We start from the raw sequence: 18,794 nt of genomic DNA, 5'->3' as shown, positions 1-18,794 counted from the left end.
CGTGGAGCGGGGTGTGAAGGCGGGCTCAGCCCGTCGCCTGGATGGCGTCGACCTGCTCGCTGAGTTCCAGCCAGCGCAGTTCCGCCGCTTCGACCTCGTCGCCGATGGCCTTCAGGCGCTTTCCGGCGTCCGCGATCTGCGCGGGCGTCTGCCCGGCCGCCGACAGTTGCGCTTCGAGCGCGGCGCGTTCTTCCGTCCATGCCTTCATGCGGGCGTCGATCTGCTCCATCTCCTTGCGCAGCGGGCGGGTCTGCTCGGACAGCTTCTGACGGGCCTGGCCGCTGAGCTTGCGGTCCTCGCGCTTGATGGCGGGAGCAGCCGGTGCCGCCACCGGAGCAGCGACCACGGGAGCCGCGGCCACCGGAGCCGGTGCGGGAGCGGATGTCGCGCTGCTGGCGCGAGCGCTGCGCAGCGCCTGCTTGGCTTCTTCCTTCGCGAGCTTGGCCGCTTCCTTGGAGCGATCCAGCAGCCAGCGCTGGTAATCGTCCAGGTCGCCGTCGAACGGCGCCAGCTTGCCGTCGGCCACCAGCCAGAACTCGTCGCAGACCTCGCGCAGCAGCGCGCGGTCATGGCTGACCAGCATGACGGTGCCTTCGAACTCGTTGAGCGCCATCGACAGCGCCTCGCGGGTCTGCAGGTCCAGGTGGTTGGTCGGCTCGTCCAGCAGCAGCAGGTTGGGGCGCTGCCAGACCAGCATCGCCAGCACCAGCCGCGCCTTCTCGCCGCCGGACAGGCTGCCCACTTCCTGGTTCACCATGTCGCCGACGAAGCGGAACTGGCCGAGGAAGTCGCGCAGCTCCTGCTCGCGGGCGTTCGGGCTGACTTCCTTGGCCAGCCGGATCATGTGCATCAGCGGGCCCTCGTCCGGCCGTAGCACGTCCATCTCCTGCTGCGCGAAGTAGCCGATCGACAGTCCCTTGCCCTCGGTGATCGTGCCGCCCATCGCGCGCTGCATGCGGGCCACCGTCTTCACGAAGGTCGACTTGCCCTGGCCGTTCGCGCCCAGGATGCCGAAGCGCTGGCCGGCCAGCACCGAGCGGTCGATGCCGCGCACGATGACCTTCTCGCCTTCGTCGGTGTCGTAGCCGACCGACACCGTGTCGAACATCAGCATCGGATTGGGCAGGTTCTGCGGCTCGCGGAACTCGAAGCTGAAGTCCGAGGCGGTCAGTACCGGCGCCAGGCGTTCCATGCGTTCGAGCGCCTTCACGCGGCTCTGCGCCTGCTTGGCCTTGCTGGCCTTGGCCTTGAAGCGGTCGATGAACTTCTGCAGATGCGCCATGCGCTCCTGCTGCTTGCTGAAGGCCTGCTGCTGCTGGAGCATGCGCTCCGCGCGCATGGACTCGAAGGCGGTGTAATTGCCGCCGTAGCGGTGCAGCTTGGCCTCGTCCAGGTGCAGCGTGACCTTGGTGATCGCATCCAGGAACTCGCGGTCGTGGCTGATGATGATCATCGTGCCTTCATAACGCTGCAGCCACGCTTCCAGCCAGACCAGGGCGTCCAGGTCCAAGTGGTTGGTGGGTTCGTCCAGCAGCATCAGGTCGGACGGACACATCAGCGCGCGCGCCAGTTGCAGCCGCATGCGCCAGCCGCCGGAGAAGCTGTTGACCGGCGCGTCGACCTGCGCGCCCTTGAAACCCAGACCCATCATCAGCGCCTGCGCGCGGGCGGGGGCATCCAGGCTGCCGGCATCCATCAGCTGCGCGTAGGCATCGGCGATGGCGTGGCCGTCGTCGGCGGCTTCCGCCTCGGCCAGCGCCTTGCGCGCGGCCATCAGGCGGACGTCGCCTTCCAGCACGAACTCGGTGGCCGGCATGTCGGTTTCGGGCATGTGCTGCGCCACCTCGGCCAGCGCCCAGTGACGCGGGATCTCCACGTCGCCCTTGTCGCTGTGCAGGCGGTCGGTCAGCAGCGAGAACAGGCTGGACTTGCCGGCGCCGTTGCGGCCCACCAGGCCGACCTTCTCGCCGGGTTGCAGCACGACGCTCGCGTCATCGAGAACGACCTTGGTGCCGCGGCGCAGCACGATGTTGCGCAGCGTGATCATGGGGAAACTCCTTGTTGGGCGACTGGTTCGCCGCCCGGTGGGTCGTCTTCGCCGAAGCCCGCGGCGACCAGCGCCTCACGGGTCAGCAGCAAGACCTGGTCCTCGCCGGCGGAAGTGTCCAGCCAGGCGGATTCAAGTCGTGGGAAGGCGGCTTCGAAAAACTCGCGCTCGTTGCCGATCTCGAGGACCAGCACCGCTTGCGGCTTCATCTGCGCCGGGGCATCGGCCAGCAGCCGGCGGATGAAGTCCATGCCGTCGGCGCCGCCCGCCAGCGCCAGCTCGGGCTCGGCGCGGTACTCGTGCGGCAGTGCCGCCATCGACCTGCTGTTCACGTACGGCGGGTTGCACAGGATCAGGTCGTACGGCCCTTGCGCGGGCGCCAGGCCGTCGCCCTGCAGCAGGCGGATGCGGTCGCCGAGCTGGTGACGCGCGACGTTGATCGCCGCGACCGCGAGCGCCTCGGCGCTGAGGTCGATCGCGTCGACCGCCACGTCCGGCCAGGCCATCGCGGCCAGCACGGCCAGGCTGCCGTTGCCGGTGCACAGGTCCAGCACGCGGGTGGTCTGGTCCGACAGCCAGGCGTCGATGGTCGCGTCGGCCAGCAGTTCGGCGATGAAGCTGCGCGGCACGATGGCGCGCTCGTCGACGTAGAAGGGGACGCCCTGCAGCCACGCTTCGCGCGTCAGGTAGGCGGCGGGCTTGCGCGTCGCGATGCGCTCGGCGACCAGCGCCTCGACCTTCGCGCGCCCCGCCTCGTCGACGGCCTCGGCCTCGTGCGCTTCCAGTGCGTCCAACGGCAGGTCCAGCGCCCACAGGCTCAGCCAGGCGGCCTCGTCGAAGGCATTCGTCGTGCCGTGCCCAAACGAAACGCCCGCCTCACGGAGGCGGGCGGCCTGGGCCTCGATCAATTCCAACAGCGTCACAGCAGCAGATTCTCCAGGGTGCGCCGGTAGATGCGCGTCAGCGGCGCGATCTGGTCCAGCGGCACGTATTCGTCGATCTTGTGGATGCTCGCGTTGAGCGGTCCGAATTCCACCACCTGCGGACAGAGCCTGGCGATGAAGCGCCCGTCCGAGGTGCCGCCGGTCGTCGACAACTCGGCGGATACGCCAGTCTCGGCCTCGATAGCGGCGCCGATCGCGGCGGACAGCTCGCCCACCGGTGTCAGGAAGGGTTCGCCGGACAACGTCCAGTCCAGTGTGTATTCCAGGCCATGCCGGTCCAGCAGCGCGTGCACCCGTTGACGCAGCCCCTCCGGCGTCGACTCGGTCGAGAAACGGAAGTTGAAATCCACCACCATCTCACCAGGGATCACATTGCCGGCGCCGGTGCCGGCGGCGATGTTGGAGATCTGGAAGGTCGTCGGCCGGAAGTACGCATTGCCATTATCCCATTCGCCCACGGTCAGCTCGGCCAAGGCCGGCGCGGCCTGATGGACCGGGTTGCGGGCGAGCTGCGGATAGGCGACGTGGCCCTGCACGCCGATCACCCGCAGCTTGCCGGAGAGCGAGCCGCGACGGCCGTTCTTGACGATGTCACCCAGGCGCTCGACCGAGGTCGGCTCGCCGACGATGCAGTAGTCGAGCCGCTCGCCGCGGGCGCGCAATCGCTCGACGCAGACGACGGTGCCGTCACGCGCCGGTCCCTCCTCGTCGCTGGTCAGCAGGAAGGCGACGCTGCCGCGATGGTCCGGGTGCATGGCTGCGAAGTCCTCGGCGGCGACGACCATGGCGGCCAGCGAGGTTTTCATGTCCGCCGCGCCGCGTCCGTACAGGCGGTCGCCGCGCACGGTGGGGACGAAGGGATCGCTGGTCCACTTCGCGAGGTCGCCGGTGGGCACCACGTCGGTGTGCCCGGCGAAGACCAGCAGCGGTCCGTCCGCCGACTGGCCGCGACGCACCGCCCACAGGTTGCTGACGCGGAAGTCGTCCGGCCCGCTGTCCATGCGTTCGAGCGTGAACCCGGCGCCGGCCAGCCGCGAGCCGATGAGGTCGAGGCAGCCGGCATCGGCCGGCGTCACCGAGGGGCGCGCGATCAGCTGCTCCAGCAGCGCGAGGGTCAGGTCGTCCATCGGTGGTTGCTCGTCGGCATCGGGCCTCAGCCGGGCTGCACGTCCAGCGTGATGGAGGTGAAGTTGGCGGTGTCCTCGGCCGGCTCTTCCTTCTTGGGCGCGCCGGGGCCGCCGGGCTTGACGCCGGGACCGTCGTTCTGCAGACGCCAGAGCAGGTTGGTCGGCGAGTCGGCGAAGGCCAGGCCTTCCTCGCGGGTGATCGTGCCGTCGGTGATGAGGCGGGCGAAGTGTTCCTCGAAGCTCTGCGAGCCCTCGGCCATCGACTTCTCCATCGCCTCCTTCACGCCGGCGAAGTCGCCTTGCTCGATCAGTTCGGCGACCAGCTTGGTGTTGAGCAGGATCTCGGTGACCGGCACGCGGCCGCCCGCGGCGGCGCGCACCAGGCGCTGCGAGACCACCGCCTTCAGGCCGGCGCCCAGGTCGTTCAGCATCGCCGGACGCGATTCCGGCGTGTAGAAGGACATGATCCGGTTGAGCGCGTGGTAGCTGTTGTTGCCGTGCAGCGTGGCGACGACCAGGTGGCCCGACAGCGCATACGAGATCGCGGCGGTCATGGTCTCGCGGTCGCGGATTTCCCCGATCAGGATGCAGTCCGGCGCCTGGCGCAGCGCGTTCTTCAGCGCGACGCCCAGCGACGCGGTGTCGCGGCCGACCTCGCGCTGGTTGACCAGCGAGCGCTTGTTGGTGAACAGGTACTCCAGCGGATCCTCGATGGTGAGGATGTGGCCGGTCATCGTCTGGTTGCGGTGCTCCAGCATGGACGCGAGCGTGGTGCTCTTGCCCGTGCCGGTCGCGCCGACCATCAGGATCAGGCCGCGCTTCTCGGTGATCAGCTTGCCCAGGATGGGCGGCAGGCCCAGGCTGTCCAGCGTCGGGATGACGTGCGGGATGTGGCGGAACACCGCCGCGATCGACCCACGCTGACGGAAGCCCGACAGCCGGAAGCTGCCGACCTTGGGAATGGAGACCGCGAGGTTCAGCTCGCCATTGGCGTCGAGCTCGGCCAGGTGCTGCGGGTCGATGACCTCGGAGATCAGCGCGCGCGGCTGCGCGGGCGTCAGCAACTGGTCAGAGAGCTGCAGCATCTGCCCGTTGATCCGGATCAGCACCGGCATGTTGGCCGACAGGTAGGTGTCGGATGCGCCCTTTTCGGCCATCAGGCGCAGGATGCGCTCCATGTTTCCCGTGCTCATGCAGTCTCCTCCGGACGGATGCTTGTCGTCGGCGTGGCGTCGTGAAGCTCGTGGCTTCAGGCGCGCAGCAGTTCGTTGATGGACGTCTTCGCGCGGGTGCCGGCGTCGACCTTCTTGACGATGATGGCGGCGTACAGGCTGTACTTGTCGTTCTTCGGCAGGCTGCCGCTGATGACGACCGAGCCGGCGGGGACGCGGCCGTACGAGACGGTGTCGGTCTCGCGGTCGTAGATCGGGGTGCTCTGGCCGATGTAGACGCCCATCGAGATGACCGAGTTCTCTTCGACGATCACGCCTTCGACGATCTCCGAACGGGCGCCGATGAAGCAGTTGTCCTCGATGATGGTCGGGTTGGCCTGCAGCGGCTCCAGCACGCCGCCGATGCCGACGCCGCCGGACAGGTGGACGTTCTTGCCGATCTGCGCGCAGGAACCGACGGTGGCCCAGGTGTCGACCATGGTGCCTTCGTCGACGTAGGCGCCGATGTTCACGTAGGACGGCATGAGCACGACGTTCTTCGCCATGAAGCTGCCGCGACGCGCGACGGCCGGCGGCACGACGCGCACGCCGGCGGCGCGCAGCTGCTCGTCGCTCTGGCCGCCGAACTTGGTCGGGACCTTGTCGAAGAAGGTCATGTCGCCGGCGCCCATCTGGCGGTTGTCGTTCAGGCGGAAGGACAACAGCACGGCCTTCTTGACCCACTGGTGCACGGTCCATTCACCGACGGCCTTGCGCTCGGCCACGCGCAGCGTGCCGGCGTCCAGCCCGGCGATGACCTCGTCCACCGCCGCGCGCACTTCGGGGCTGTTGGCGGAAGTCAGGTTTGCGCGGCCTTCCCAGGCGAGGTCGATGATGGATTGCAGGTCTTGCGTCATGGTGCGGAGGTTCGGAGAGGGAGGGGGATGAGGGACGAATGCGGAGGAGGGGTGAAGCTCAACTTGGGGGGAGATCGTGGGGCGGACCGGCGGGGCCGGATCAGGCGGACGTCTTGAGTTGCTTCACGAAGGAGACGATGCGGTGCGCGGCTTCCAGGCATTCGGCCTGTTCGGCCACCAGTGCCAGGCGGATGCGGCCGGCGCCGGGGTTGATCCCATGGGCGTCGCGGGCCAGCAGGCTGCCGGGCAGGACGCCGACATTGTATTGAGCGAGCAGCCCCTGGGCGAAGCCAATATCGTTACCGTCTGGCACGGCCGCCCACAGGTAGAAACCCGCGTCGGGGAGCGCGACGTCCAGGACCTCGGCCAGCAGCGGCGTGACGGCGGCGAACTTCGCGCGGTACTGGTCGCGGTTGGCGACGACGTGGTCCTCGTCGTCCCAGGCGGCGATGCTGGCGGCCTGGATCATCGGGTTCATCGCCGAGCCGTGATAAGTCCGGTACAGAAGGAAGCGCTTGATCCACGCGGCGTCGCCGGCGACGAAACCGGAGCGCATGCCCGGCACGTTGGAGCGCTTGGACAGGCTGGTGAATGCGATCAGGTTGCGGAAGTCCGGACGGCCGAGTTGCGCGGCGGCCTGCAGGCCCGACAACGGCGGGGCGTCGGGGCCGTCGCGAAAGTAGATCTCGGAGTAGCACTCGTCCGAGGCGATCACGAAGCCGTGGCGGTCGCTGAGCTCGAACAGCGTCTGCCACTCGGACAGCGGCATGACCGCGCCGGTCGGGTTGCCCGGCGAGCAGACGTAGAGCAGCTGCGTGCGCGACCAGGTGGCCTCGTCGATCTGCGACCAGTCGGGGGCGAAGTTGCGCGCCGGGTCGGAGTTGGCGAAGGCGGGCGTCGCGCCGGCCAGCAGCGCGGCGCCTTCATAGATCTGATAGAACGGATTGGGGCAGACGACGGTCGCGCCGGGTCGGGACGGATCGATGACCACCTGCGCGAGGGCGAACAGCGCCTCCCGCGAACCGTTGACCGGCAGGATCTGCGTGGCGGGGTCCAGGCTCAGCGCATAACGCCGCTGCAGCCAGCCGGCGATGGACTCGCGCAGCGGCAGTTGACCCGCGGTGGCCGGATAGCCCGACAGCCCCTTGAGGTTGGCCATCAGCGCGTCTTCGACCAGCTTGGGCGCCGGATGTTTCGGCTCGCCGATGCCCAGTGAGATCGGCCGCAATTCGGGGTTGGGAACGATGCCCTTGGTCAGGGCGCTCAGCCGCTCGAAGGGGTAGGGGTTCAGCAGCGCCAGTCGTGGATTGACCGGTGGCGTGGCAGGGACGAGGCTCATGGGCGGAATCATAGGCGGCGAGCGTCCAGCGGGCCGTCTTCACTCGACAACGGAGGGTTGTGGTTCAGGCGTACGGTCGTGGGGCCTGCGCAGGCAGCGGCGTCGGCGGCCGAGGACTGCGGCGAGCTTTCAAAGCGAGCCTCGGCAGCCCGGCGTGCCGCAGCGGCAGGCCAGGCGCCCCTCGTGGTGGGTGAGGCCGTAGTCGACGGTGATCTCGTCGCCGGCACTCAGGTCGCGCAGCGCGAAGAAGCTGATCTCGCCGTCCTCGACCTGGATGCGGGCGTTCGGCGAGCAGCTGTGGTTGGTGAACCGCATCGCGTCCTGCGAGCGGCTCGCGTCGATCGCGCGCGCCGGCGACAGCTCCACCAGCATCAGCCGCTGGCTCTCCTGGGCGCGGCGCCGCGCCTCGGCGACGGTGATCGATTCGCCGGTCAGCAGCCCGAGCCGCGTGCCGGCGGGGATGGCCTCGGCCGCGAACACGCCGTAGCCGTCGATGCGGCTGCGCTTGAGCGCCACCGCGACGAACTGCGTGTCCGTGTCATAGGCGAGGGCCATCCGTGGCTGTCCCGGAACTCCGGCTCAGCCGCTCAGCGCAGCAGGCCGGTCTCGAAGCCGTGCGCCGGCAGGTCCACCGCGGGCAGCGGCTTCCAGCCCTTCTTGCGGTGCTCGGTCACAACGTTCGTGTAGATGCCGCCGCGCACGTACCACTTCGCGGTGATGCGGATGAAGCGCGGGTTCGTGACCTTCACGATGTCCTCGAGGATGGTGTTGGTCACCTTCTCGTGGAACGCGCCCTCGTCGCGGTAGCTCCAGAAGTACATCTTCAGGCTCTTGAGCTCGACGCAGTACTGGTCCGCGATCATGTCGATCGTGAAGTGCGCGAAGTCCGGCTGGCCCGTCAGCGGGCAGTGGCAGGTGAACTCGGGGATCTGGAACTGGATGACGTAGTCGCGTTCCGGCGCCGGGTTGGGGAAGACGTGGATCTCCTTGCTCGGACGGCTGGGAGGATTGGGCGGCATGTCGCGCATCTTGGGCGGGACGGCCGTGTCGGCCTTGGCAGCCTTGATCGGTGCGACCATCTTCAGCTTCGAAGCCTTGGGTGCCTTGGTGGCGGACGCGGCGGACGCGGTCGAGGCGGGCTTGACGGGGGTGTTCTTGGCCATGGGCGGGGGATGAATGCGGGTGGCGGCCGGGTCGCTGCTTCAGAGGGCGGCGGCGGCCGGAATGCGAAGGGCGCGATGGTATCATCCGCCGCGAATCGAGCGCCCCGTCAAGGGGCGTTTCCACAATCAAATCAAAGGCTTAGATCACGTGAGGGCTGCGACAGCCGGTGATCCCACCCGATGCGACTGAACTCGATCAAGCTCTCGGGCTTCAAGTCCTTTGCCGATCCGACGACCTTCCAGCTGCCCGGGCAGCTGGTCGGCGTGGTCGGCCCCAACGGCTGCGGCAAGTCCAACATCATGGATGCGGTGCGCTGGGTGCTGGGCGAAAGCAAGGCCAGCGAACTGCGCGGCGAGTCCATGCAGGACGTGATCTTCAACGGCTCGGGCAACCGCAAGCCGGCCAGCCGGTCCAGCGTGGAACTGGTGTTCGACAACGCCAGCGCGCGCGCCGGCGGCCAGTGGAACCAGTTCACCGAGATCGCCGTCAAGCGCGTCCTGACCCGCGACGGCACCAGCAGCTACTTCATCAACAACCAGCCGGTGCGCCGCCGCGACGTGCAGGACGTGTTCCTGGGCACCGGCCTGGGCCCGCGCGCCTACGCCATCATCGGCCAGGGCACGATCAGCCGGATCATCGAATCCAAGCCCGAGGAACTGCGCATGTTCCTCGAGGAGGCCGCCGGCGTCTCCAAGTACAAGGAACGCAGACGGGAGACCGAACTCCGCCTGCGCGACACGCGCGAGAACCTGACCCGCGTCGAGGACATCCTCCGCGAGCTCAACAACAACCTCGAGAAGCTGGAACGCCAGGCCGAGGTTGCCGCGAACTACCGCAACCTGCAGGAGCAGGGCACGCTGAAGCTGCACCAGCTGTGGTTCCTGAAGCATCGCGACGCGTCCGGCGAGGCCACGCGGGTCAAGACCGAGCACTCGGAGGCGGTCAACGCGCTCGAGGCCCGGATGGCCGAACTGCGCCACCTCGAAGCCGAGCTGGAAACCATCCGCCAGGCCCACTACGGCGCCGGCGACGAGCTGCACGCCGAGCAGGGCCGCATGGCCGAGGCGCAGATGGAAGTCAGCCGGCTGGAGGAGCGCATCCGCTACGTGGTCGAAGGACGCCAGCGGCTGGAGCAGCGCCTGATCGAACTGCAGGCGCAGAACCAGCAGTGGCAGGACCGCGCCGAACAGGCGCAGGCGGAGCTCGAGGACGTCGCCACCCAGATCGCCCAGGCCGAGGAGCAGAGCGAGATCCTCGCCGCCCAGGCCGAGGAGCAGGCGATGAAGCTGCCCGAGGTCGAGGACCAGGTGCGCGCCGCGCAGGGCCGCGCCAATGAGCAGCGCACGCAGGTGACGCAGGTCCAGCAGCAGATCCAGGTGCTGGCCGCGGAGAGCCGCAGCGTCGACGAGCAGCTCAAGGGCCTGCGCGGCCGTCGCGAGCGCCTCGGACAGGAACGCCAGGGACTGGCCGCGCCGCAGCACGACAAGCTCGACGAGGTGAAGCGCCTGTCGGTCGCCGCCGACGAGCAGCAGGCCGTCGCCGATGCACGCCTCGCGGAGCTGGCCGAGGCCGCGCCCGCCGCCGACGAGGCGCGCCAGCACGCGCAGCGCGAATCGCAGCAGCAGGCCGCCCAGCTGACGGACATCGTCGCCCGTCTGACCGCGCTGCGCGCGCTGCAGGAGAAGGTGCAGACCGAAGGCAAGCTCAAGCCCTGGCTGGCCAAGCACGGCCTGCAGGACATCAAGGGCCTGTGGACGCAGCTGCACATCACGCCGGGCTGGGAGAACGCCCTCGAAGCCGCGATGCGCGAGCGCATGGGCGCGCTGTCGGTGGGCCGGCTGGAGACGGTGCAGGCCTTCGCGTCCGACCCACCGCCGGCGCGGCTCGCGTTCTATTCGCTGCCCAGCGGCGAGATCGTCAACACGCACCGCGCGCTGTCGCCGCTGAGCGATCTGCTCAAGCTCGAGTCCAACGGCCTGAAGGCGCTGCTGAACGATTGGCTGGAAGGCATCTACACGGCGGAGTCCATCGGCGACGCGCTGGCGCAGCGGCCGAAGCTGAGCCACGGCGAGCTGATCATGACCCGCGAGGGCCACGCGGTGAGCCAGTTCGCGGTGAGCTTCTACGCGCCGGACAGCGAGACCGCCGGTCTGCTGGCGCGCTCGCAGGAGATCGAGAACCTCGAACGCGAACAGCGCGCCCAGACCTTGATCGCCGACGAGGCGCGCGCCCAGGCCGTGCGCGCCGAAGCCGCGTACACGGACGCGTCGCAGCGTCTGGCGGTGGTGCGCCGCGAGGCTTCCGAGACGCAGGCCCGCGCGCATCAGCTGCAGGTCGAATTGCTGCGCCTGGCGCAGCAGACCGAAGCCGCCGTCGCGCGCCGCATGCAGCTGGACGACGAGCTCGGCGAGATCGACGCCCAGACCGAGGCGCTGATGGAGCGCCGCATGGAAGGCGAGGCGCGCTTCGAGGAACTGGACCAGCAGCTGGCGACGACGCAGGAGAAGCACGCGGAGCTCGACGAGGCCGTGATCAACGCAGAACGCAAGCTGACCGAGGCCCGCGAGCATCAGCGCGTGCTGGAGCGTCGCGCGCAGGAAGCCGTCTTCAGCGCCCGCGCGCTGGCGGCCAAGCGCGGCGAACTGCAGCGCGGCATCGAGACCTCGCGCCAGCAGGTGCAGGTCAACGAGCAGACGGTGCAGAGCATGGCGCAGGAGCGCGCCGAACTCGACGACGCCGCCGCACAGGCCGGCCTGCAGGACGCGCTGGCGCTGAAGATGGAGCGCGAGCAGGCGCTCGCCGTGGTCCGCGCCAACTACGACGACCTCAGCCTGCGCCTCAAGCGCAGCGAAGAGCAGCGCATGACGATCGAGCGCGCCCTCGAACCGCTGCGCGAGCGCATCACGAAACTGCAGCTCGACGAGCAGGCGGCGGCGCTGGGCGGCCAGCAGTTCATGGAACAGCTGGTGGCGCAGAACGTCGACCTCGAGGCGCTCGCGAAGAGCGTCGAAGGGGGCAGCGTCAAGCTCTATGGCCTGCAGGGCGAGATCGACCGCATCAACCGCGACATCGCGGCGCTGGGGGCGGTCAACCTGGCGGCGCTGGACGAGTTGGGCGCGGCGCGCGAGCGCAAGACCTTCCTGGACGCGCAGATGGCCGACCTCACCAGCGCGATCACGACGCTGGAGGACGCGATCCACAAGATCGACCTCGAGACGCGCGACCTGCTGGGATCGACCTTCACCCAGGTCAACGAACACTTCGGGCGCATGTTCCCGAGCCTGTTCGGCGGCGGTCAGGCGAAGCTGGTGATGACCGGCGACGAGATCCTGGACGCCGGCGTGCAGGTGATGGCGCAGCCGCCGGGCAAGAAGAATTCGACCATCCACCTGCTGTCGGGCGGCGAGAAGGCGTTGACGGCGATCGCGCTGGTGTTCGCGATCTTCCAGCTGAATCCGGCGCCGTTCTGTCTGCTGGACGAGGTGGACGCGCCTCTGGACGACGCCAACACCGAGCGTTACGCGCGGCTGGTGTCGGAGATGAGCAAGATCACGCAGTTTCTGTTCATCTCGCACAACAAGATCGCGATGGAGATGGCCAAGCAGCTGATCGGCGTGACGATGCAGGAGCAGGGCGTGTCGCGCATCGTGGCGGTGGACATGGAATCCGCGCTGGCGATGGCCGAGCAATGAGGACGACGACGGTGATCGCGACGCACGGGGCCAATCAGGCTGACCAGGCGCGCGGGGCCGCAGGAGCAAAAGAGCGATGACGACGGACTGGAACCTGACGACGCTGTTGGCCGCGCTGGGCGGCGTGGTGCTGGTGGGGCTGCTGGCGCAGGGCTGGTGGAGCGCGCGCAAGGCGGGCCCGCGGCGCGCCGAGACCATCGTTCCCGCGGGGGACCGCCAGGAGCCCAGCCTGGGTGGCGCAGCAGGGGGCGGCGCGGGCGGCGGCGCCAAGGGCGAATCGCCGGTCACGCTGGACGGCCGCGCCGACGGCGAGGCGCTGGACTCGCGCGCGATGGACCTGCGCGCGCTCGACGAGCGGGTGCCGGCCATGGCGCGGGCGCGCAAGGCCTCGACCCGCATCGACGCGTTGATCGATGCGATCGCGACGATGACGCCGGAGTCGCCGGTGAGCGGCGAGATGGCGCTGTCGCACCTGCCGGGCAGCCGTCGCGCGGGCACCAAGCCTTTCCACATCGAAGGCCTGAACGCGGACAGCGGCGAGTGGGAACTGCCGCATCCGGGCCAGCGCTACGGCGAATTCCAGGCCGGGCTGCAGATGGCCAACCGGAGCGGCGCGCTCAACGAGATCGAGTACTCCGAGTTCGTGCAGAAGATCCAGGGCTTCGCGGATGGCATCGGTGCGATGCCGGAGTTCCCGGACATGCTGGACGTCGTCGGCCGGGCCCGCGAGCTTGACCAGTTCGCGGCCGGGCACGACGCGCAACTGGCCATCGTGCTGCGCGCGCGGGGCGCGGCGTGGACGCTGGGCTTCGTGCATCAGGGCGCGCTGCGACACGGTTTCGTGCCCGGGTCGATTCCCGGGCGGCTGGTGATGCCGGCGGCGGAGGAGGGCGCGCCGCCGGTGCTGACGCTGATCTTCGATGCGCAGGCGGCGCTCGCGGAGGATCCGCAGGCCTCGTCGCTGCGGGAACTGACGCTGGCGCTCGACGTGCTGCAGACGCCGGAGGCGCTGGAGCCGTTCGCCACCTGGCAGGAATCGGCGCGCAACCTGGCGCGCGATTTCGAGGCCGACCTCTGCGACGACCGCAACCAGATCCTGAACCTGCATGCGTTCCAGTCGATCGGGCAGGAACTGTCGGAACTCTACAAGTCGCTGGCCGCGCGCGATCTCGCCGCGGGCAGTCCGGTGGCGAGGCGCTTGTTCAACTGAGCGACATTCGCGCTTTCGAGGGGACGACGGGCACTCGCAAGGTGCCCGTTTCTACTTCCAGTGTGCGGGCTGGCGGCGATCCATGGGCTCGCTCAAACGAGCGGCCACCAGTTCGTGTGGATCGCGCCGGGTTCTGAGGAGGCTCCCACTGTTGAGAAGATGGAGCCATGAACAGGTCTCCCGCTGCTCACACCGCCACCGGCGCCTTGATCGCCGCGTGGTGGTGGTAGTCCTGCAGCTCGAAGTCTTCGAACTCGTAGTCGAAGATCGACTCCGGCTTGCGCTGGATGTGCATCGTCGGATACGCGAACGGCGTGCGCGACAGCTGCGTCTCCACCTGCTCGAAATGATTCGAATAGATGTGGCAATCCCCACCCGTCCAGATGAAGTCCCCCAGTCCCAGCCCGCATTGCTGCGCCAGCATCTGCGTCAGCAGCGCGTAGCTGGCGATGTTGAACGGCACGCCCAGGAAGATGTCGGCGCTGCGCTGGTAGAGCTGGCAGGACAGCTTGCCTTCGGCCACGTAGAACTGGAAGAACGCGTGGCAGGGCATCAGCGCCATCTGGTCCAGTTCCGCCACGTTCCACGCCGAGACGATGATCCGGCGCGAGTCCGGATTGGTCTTGAGCTGCTTCACCACCTCCGCGATCTGGTCCACATGCCCGCCGCCGGCCTTCGGCCAGCTGCGCCACTGAACGCCGTACACCGGGCCCAGGTCGCCGTCCTCGCGCGCCCATTCGTCCCAGATCGTGCAGCCGCGCTCCTGCAGCCACTTCACGTTCGAGTCGCCGCGCAGGAACCACAGCAGCTCCAGGATGATCGACTTCAGGTGCACCTTCTTCGTGGTCACCAGCGGGAACCCCTCGTTGAGGTCGAAACGCATCTGGTGCCCGAACACGCTGCGCGTCCCCGTCCCCGTCCGGTCGCCCTTGGCCACGCCGTGCTCGTAGACGTGGCGCATGAAGTCTTCGAATTGGCTGCGAACAGGGCGCGAGGATGTGAGGTCGGCGTTCATGGGGATGATTTTAGAGGGGTGGGGAAGGAGGCCGCTGGTCCTCATCCCCGCGCTCTCCGGCAAGCGGGAGAGCGCGGTAAGCGTCAAGCGTTGAATTGCAGCGCCGCCAGGCGCGCGTAGAGGCCGCCGCGCGCCACGAGCTCGGCATGCGTGCCTTGCTCGACGATGCGGCCGTGGTCCATCACGACGATGCGGTCGGCGCGTTGCACCGTCGACAGCCGGTGCGCGATGACCAGCGTCGTGCGATCGCGCATGGCCTCGTCCAGCGCCTGCTGGACCAGCCGTTCGCTTTCGGCGTCGAGCGCGCTTGTGGCCTCGTCGAGCAGCAGCAGCGGCGCATCCTGCAGCATCGCCCGCGCGATCGCGATGCGCTGCCGCTGACCGCCGGACAGTCGAACGCCGCGCTCGCCGAGGAAGCTGTCGTAGCCCTGCGGCAACTGGCGGATGAATTCGTCCGCGTGCGCGGCCTTGGCGGCGGCGATCACTTCCTCCGGACTTGCCTCCGGTCGGCCGTAGCGGATGTTGTCCAGCGCGCTCGCCGAGAAGATCACGCTCTGTTGCGGCACCAACGCCATGCGTGCGCGCAGTTCGGCGAGCTTCACGCGATCCACGCTCACGCCATCCAGCTGCAGCTTGCCGCCCTGCACGTCGAAGAAGCGCTGCAGCAACTGCAGCACCGTGCTCTTGCCGGCGCCGCTCGGGCCGACCAGCGCCACCGTCTCGCCAGGCTCGATGCGCAGGGTGAAGTCCTCCAGCGCCGCACGGTCCGGGCGCGACGGGTAGTGGAATCGCACCTGCTCGAAGCTCACGCGCGCCGGGCCCGTCGAAGCGGGCAAGGCGACCGGCGCCGCCGGATCGGCCACCGGCGATTGCGCCGCGAGCAGCTCCATCAGGCGCTCCATCGCGCCCGCCGCGCGCAGCAGGTCGCCCCAGACTTCCGCCAGCACCGCCACCGACGACACCAGCAGGATCACGTAGACCACCGTCTGCCCCAGGTGGCCGGCCGAGATCTTGCCGGCCATCACCGCCTGCGTGCCCTGGTACAGCCCCCACAGCAGCGCGCCGAAGGTCGCCGTGATGATGAACGCCACCAGGAACGAACGCACCTTCGTCCGCTTGCGCGCCGTGTCGAACGCGGCTTCGCTCGCGACGTCGAAACGCACGGCCTCGCGCGCCTCCTGCGCATGCGACTGCACGACCGTGATCGCGTTGAGCATCTCCGCCGCGATCGCGCTGGTGTCGGCGATGCGGTCCTGGCTCGACCGCGACAGCCGTCGCACGCGACGGCCGAAGAACATCGCCGGCGCCACGACCAGCACCAGGATGCCCAGCACCTGCGTCATCACCCACGGGTTGCTGTAGACCAGCAGCGCCACCGCGCCCAGCCCCATGATCACGTTGCGCAGCCCCATCGACAGGCTGGAACCGACGATGCTCTGGATCACCGTGGTGTCCGTCGTGATGCGGCTGATGACCTCTCCCGTCTGGGTGGTCTCGAAGAATTCAGGGCTCTGGCGCAGCACGTGGCTGTAGACCGCCGTGCGCAGGTCGGCGCTGACGCGCTCGCCCAGCCAGGTCACTGCGTAGAAGCGCAGCGCCGAGAACACGCCCAGCGCCGCGCCGGCGGCGAACAGCCACAGGAAATGCTCTCGCAACGCCATCAGCCGATCCCCCGGATCGGCGGAGATCAAGCCCTCATCGATCAGCTGTCGCAGCGCGATCGGGAAGACCAGGGTTGCCCCCGCCGCCAGTATCAGGAAGACGATTGCCGCGGCGATCCGCCCCCGGTACGGCCGCAGGAACGGCCACAACGCCGGCGCCATGGCCCGCAACGGGGGCGGTGTGCGCACGGCATTTGCCTGACCGCCGGTTGAGATGGGGGACACCTGCGGCCCGGGGGCGGCCGGGGCGGTACTCGGGGGAGTCGACGACATCGAAGGAGGGGACATGGCGGACATGGGCTCAGTTTAGGGGCGCCGTGTTGCGGGAATGTCCCTACGCGCGGAAAGCCTATCCCAGGCAGTGATTGGCACGGCAATCATTGCCTAAGCAATAATTGTCATCAAGCATTTCCGGAAGATCCGTCCTGGAAATCCGAAGTCATGAAAGACGACGCCATGAGTGCCAAGTTGCCCCCGTCCGCCGATTTCTACAGCGCCGACAGCTTCACGTCGGAGCCCAGCCTGGGTTGGCTGCTGCGTCAGATCAAGCAGTCCATGGTCCTGCAGGCCGACAAGATGCTCGGCGAGCATGACCTGACCCACGCCCAGTGGGCGCCGATGCTGCGCCTGCGCTTCAACGGCCCGATGTCCAGCGCCGCGCTGGCCCGCGAACTGGCGATGGACGGCGGCGCGATGACGCGTCTGCTCGATCGCCTCGAGGCCAAGAACCTGGTGCGCCGCGAACGATCGCTCGAGGACAGGCGCGTGGTGATGGTGTCGCTGACCGAGGTCGGCGTGAACGCGATGGCCGCCGCCCCCGGCGTGCTGTCCAAGGTGTTCAACGACCACTTGGCGGGATTCACCGATCAGGAGTTCCGCACGTTGATCGGCCTGCTGCAGCGCATCGTTGTCAACGGCCAGGCGATCCGCGACGCGGGTCTGACTTCCGAATCCTCGACCCTCGACAAATGCGAATGAACGCTCTCCACAAGAACAACAGTCCTGAGGAACCCCCGATGACTTCCCGTTTCCTTCACCGCACCACCCTGGTCCTGGCCATGGGCGCGGCGTTGCTCATGGTGCTCACCGCCTGCGCGCCCATCCCGAAGCTGGCCGAACCCGGCCGCCCGATCGACGGCGCGGAAGCGGCCCGCCTCGCCCTGGACGACAGCCAGAGCCCCGCGCTGGACGCCGCCTGGTGGAAGACCTTTCGCGATCCGCAGCTGGACGCGCTGGTCGACCAGGCGATCGCGAACTCGCCCAACCTGGCGCTGGCCCGCGCCCGCATCGACCGCGCCGCGGCGATGACCGAGAACGCCGAAGCGGCCAAGCGCCCCTCCGCGCAACTGGAAGCCGACGTCACCCGCCAGCGCATCACCGAGAACGGCATCTACCCGCCGCCGCTGGCCGGCAGCGTGCGGACGCTGGCCAACATCCAGGCCGGCCTGAGCTATGAGTTCGACTTCTTCGGCAAACACGACGCGGCGTTGCAGGCGGCGCTCGGCCAGCGGCGCGCCGCGGAGGCCGATGCCGCCGCCGCGCGCCTGAGCGTGTCCAACGCGGTGGCCAAGGCCTACGTCGCGCTGGCGCGCAGCCAGGCGCAGAGTCGCCTGCTGGAGCAGCAGAAGACGCTGCGCGACCAGTCCTTCGACCTGGTGCGCCAACGCAGCGCGGCCGGGCTGGACAACGGCCAGGACCTGCGCGTGGCCGAGGCGCCGCTGCCCGACATCCAGCGCCAGCAGGTCGTGCTGCGCGAGCAGCAGGCGCTGCTGCGCCACCAGCTCGCCGCGCTGACCGGCCAGGGCCCCAAGGCGACCGAGTCGCTGGACGCCGCGTTGCCGGTCGCGCTCGACTGGCGGCAGGCGCCCCATCTGGATCTGCTGGGCCGCCGCCCGGACCTGGCCGCCGCGCGCGCCCGGGTCGAGGCGACGGCGCAGGACATCCGCGTCGCCCGCGCGCAGTTCTATCCGAGCGTGAGCCTGACGGCCTTCGCCGGTCTGAACTCGATCGGCCTGGATGAACTGTTCAAGAGCGGCAGCCGCCAGTACGGCGCCGGCCCGGCGCTGCACCTCCCGCTGTTCGACAGCGGCCGGCTGCGCGCCAACCTGCGCGGCAGCGCCGCCGAGCAGGACGCCGCGATCGCGAGCTACAACGTCGCCGTGCTGGACGCCGTGCGCGACGCCAGCGACCAGTACACGACGCTCGAATCGCTGCGCCAGCAGCGCACGCAGCAGGACGCGCTGGTGGCCAACGCCGACGGCCAGGCCGCGCTGGCTGATCAGCGCCACCGCGCCGGCCTGACCGGCCGCGTCGCCGTGCTGAGCGCGCAGCAGAACCAGCTGCTGCAGCAGCGCGGCCAGATCGATCTGCAGGCGCTGACCGTCGACGCGCAGATCAACTTGATGCGTGCGCTGGGGGGCGGTTACGCCGAGCCCGCACGGGACCCGGCCCAGACGACGGCCTCCGCCGATCGCCGCTGACCGACGCATCGCCGACGCCATCGCCTCCCGAATCACAAGAATCCCGA

At 68.9% G+C, this 18,794-nt stretch carries 14 protein-coding genes; 4 read left to right on the top strand and 10 right to left on the bottom strand.

Annotation, left to right across the window (positions count from 1 at the left end):
• Positions 1-25: 25 nt before the first annotated feature.
• From PV762_RS21690 to queF, 8 genes are all read right to left on the bottom strand, one after another.
• On the bottom strand, positions 26-2,047 hold the full coding sequence (locus PV762_RS21690; RefSeq protein ID WP_421037074.1) for an ATP-binding cassette domain-containing protein: 2,022 nt from the start codon (positions 2,045-2,047) through the stop codon (positions 26-28).
• Positions 2,044-2,970 (bottom strand): 50S ribosomal protein L3 N(5)-glutamine methyltransferase, encoded by a 927-nt coding sequence (gene prmB / locus PV762_RS21685; protein WP_421037073.1) that lies wholly within the window; start codon positions 2,968-2,970, stop codon positions 2,044-2,046. The genes PV762_RS21690 and prmB overlap by 4 nt, the downstream gene beginning before the upstream one ends.
• Positions 2,967-4,118 carry a succinyl-diaminopimelate desuccinylase gene (gene dapE, locus PV762_RS21680; protein ID WP_421037072.1) on the bottom strand — a complete coding sequence of 384 codons (1,152 nt, stop codon included), beginning with the start codon at positions 4,116-4,118 and terminating at the stop codon, positions 2,967-2,969. Before dapE ends, prmB begins: the two co-directional genes overlap by 4 nt.
• Positions 4,119-4,144: 26 nt before the next feature.
• Positions 4,145-5,311: a PilT/PilU family type 4a pilus ATPase gene (locus PV762_RS21675; RefSeq protein ID WP_421037071.1), complete on the bottom strand. Its 1,167-nt coding sequence runs from the start codon at positions 5,309-5,311 to the stop codon at positions 4,145-4,147.
• 56 nt (positions 5,312-5,367) lie between these two features.
• Positions 5,368-6,186: a 2,3,4,5-tetrahydropyridine-2,6-dicarboxylate N-succinyltransferase gene (dapD, locus tag PV762_RS21670; RefSeq protein WP_421037070.1), complete on the bottom strand. Its 819-nt coding sequence runs from the start codon at positions 6,184-6,186 to the stop codon at positions 5,368-5,370.
• A 100-nt stretch (positions 6,187-6,286) separates the two neighbouring features.
• Complete coding sequence (gene dapC, locus PV762_RS21665; RefSeq protein ID WP_421037069.1) at positions 6,287-7,525, bottom strand: succinyldiaminopimelate transaminase; 1,239 nt, start codon at positions 7,523-7,525, stop codon at positions 6,287-6,289.
• A gap of 129 nt (positions 7,526-7,654) precedes the next feature.
• Entirely contained in the window at positions 7,655-8,080 is a 426-nt protein-coding gene (locus PV762_RS21660) for an SET domain-containing protein (RefSeq protein WP_421037068.1), read from the bottom strand.
• Positions 8,081-8,112: 32 nt separating this feature from the next.
• Positions 8,113-8,544: a preQ(1) synthase gene (gene queF, locus PV762_RS21655; protein WP_067281975.1), complete on the bottom strand. Its 432-nt coding sequence runs from the start codon at positions 8,542-8,544 to the stop codon at positions 8,113-8,115.
• A 324-nt stretch (positions 8,545-8,868) separates the two neighbouring features.
• Between queF and smc the strand changes: the two genes are divergently transcribed.
• Together smc and PV762_RS21645 are read left to right on the top strand one after the other, a co-directional pair.
• Complete coding sequence (smc, locus tag PV762_RS21650; RefSeq protein ID WP_421037067.1) at positions 8,869-12,381, top strand: chromosome segregation protein SMC; 3,513 nt, start codon at positions 8,869-8,871, stop codon at positions 12,379-12,381.
• A gap of 76 nt (positions 12,382-12,457) precedes the next feature.
• Positions 12,458-13,591: a cell division protein FtsZ gene (locus PV762_RS21645; protein WP_421037066.1), complete on the top strand. Its 1,134-nt coding sequence runs from the start codon at positions 12,458-12,460 to the stop codon at positions 13,589-13,591.
• Between the two features lie 187 nt (positions 13,592-13,778).
• Here PV762_RS21645 and PV762_RS21640 read toward each other — a convergent pair whose 3' ends face one another.
• Together PV762_RS21640 and PV762_RS21635 are read right to left on the bottom strand one after the other, a co-directional pair.
• Positions 13,779-14,606 (bottom strand): thymidylate synthase, encoded by an 828-nt coding sequence (locus tag PV762_RS21640; RefSeq protein WP_421037065.1) that lies wholly within the window; start codon positions 14,604-14,606, stop codon positions 13,779-13,781.
• Positions 14,607-14,689: 83 nt separating this feature from the next.
• On the bottom strand, positions 14,690-16,429 hold the full coding sequence (locus tag PV762_RS21635; protein WP_421037281.1) for an ABC transporter transmembrane domain-containing protein: 1,740 nt from the start codon (positions 16,427-16,429) through the stop codon (positions 14,690-14,692).
• 294 nt (positions 16,430-16,723) lie between these two features.
• Here PV762_RS21635 and PV762_RS21630 point away from each other — a divergent pair, with 294 nt between their 5' ends.
• A complete protein-coding gene (locus PV762_RS21630; protein WP_421037064.1) occupies positions 16,724-17,245 on the top strand; it encodes a MarR family winged helix-turn-helix transcriptional regulator in 522 nt (173 codons plus the stop codon).
• A 38-nt stretch (positions 17,246-17,283) separates the two neighbouring features.
• The gene (locus PV762_RS21625) at positions 17,284-18,747 is read left to right on the top strand and encodes an efflux transporter outer membrane subunit (RefSeq protein ID WP_421037063.1); all 1,464 of its coding nucleotides are present in this window, start codon (positions 17,284-17,286) and stop codon (positions 18,745-18,747) included.
• The last annotated feature ends 47 nt before the right edge of the window (positions 18,748-18,794 follow it).

It is taken from the genome of Mitsuaria sp. CC2 (assembly GCF_048957715.1).
Classification (GTDB): domain Bacteria; phylum Pseudomonadota; class Gammaproteobacteria; order Burkholderiales; family Burkholderiaceae_C; genus Roseateles.
Note: the sequence above shows the minus strand (reverse complement) of the source record. Positions and strands in the feature narration are given on the sequence as shown.

Coding starts and splice junctions, on each gene's coding strand:
- PV762_RS21690 (WP_421037074.1), bottom strand. CDS start 2,047: ATGATCACGCTGCGCAACATCGTGCTGCGCCGCGGCACCAAGGTCGTT.
- dapE (WP_421037072.1), bottom strand. CDS start 4,118: ATGGACGACCTGACCCTCGCGCTGCTGGAGCAGCTGATCGCGCGCCCC.
- PV762_RS21675 (WP_421037071.1), bottom strand. CDS start 5,311: ATGAGCACGGGAAACATGGAGCGCATCCTGCGCCTGATGGCCGAAAAG.
- dapD (WP_421037070.1), bottom strand. CDS start 6,186: ATGACGCAAGACCTGCAATCCATCATCGACCTCGCCTGGGAAGGCCGC.
- dapC (WP_421037069.1), bottom strand. CDS start 7,525: ATGAGCCTCGTCCCTGCCACGCCACCGGTCAATCCACGACTGGCGCTG.
- PV762_RS21660 (WP_421037068.1), bottom strand. CDS start 8,080: ATGGCCCTCGCCTATGACACGGACACGCAGTTCGTCGCGGTGGCGCTC.
- queF (WP_067281975.1), bottom strand. CDS start 8,544: ATGCCGCCCAATCCTCCCAGCCGTCCGAGCAAGGAGATCCACGTCTTC.
- smc (WP_421037067.1), top strand. CDS start 8,869: ATGCGACTGAACTCGATCAAGCTCTCGGGCTTCAAGTCCTTTGCCGAT.
- PV762_RS21645 (WP_421037066.1), top strand. CDS start 12,458: ATGACGACGGACTGGAACCTGACGACGCTGTTGGCCGCGCTGGGCGGC.
- PV762_RS21640 (WP_421037065.1), bottom strand. CDS start 14,606: ATGAACGCCGACCTCACATCCTCGCGCCCTGTTCGCAGCCAATTCGAA.
- PV762_RS21635 (WP_421037281.1), bottom strand. CDS start 16,429: ATGGCGCCGGCGTTGTGGCCGTTCCTGCGGCCGTACCGGGGGCGGATC.
- PV762_RS21630 (WP_421037064.1), top strand. CDS start 16,724: ATGAGTGCCAAGTTGCCCCCGTCCGCCGATTTCTACAGCGCCGACAGC.
- PV762_RS21625 (WP_421037063.1), top strand. CDS start 17,284: ATGACTTCCCGTTTCCTTCACCGCACCACCCTGGTCCTGGCCATGGGC.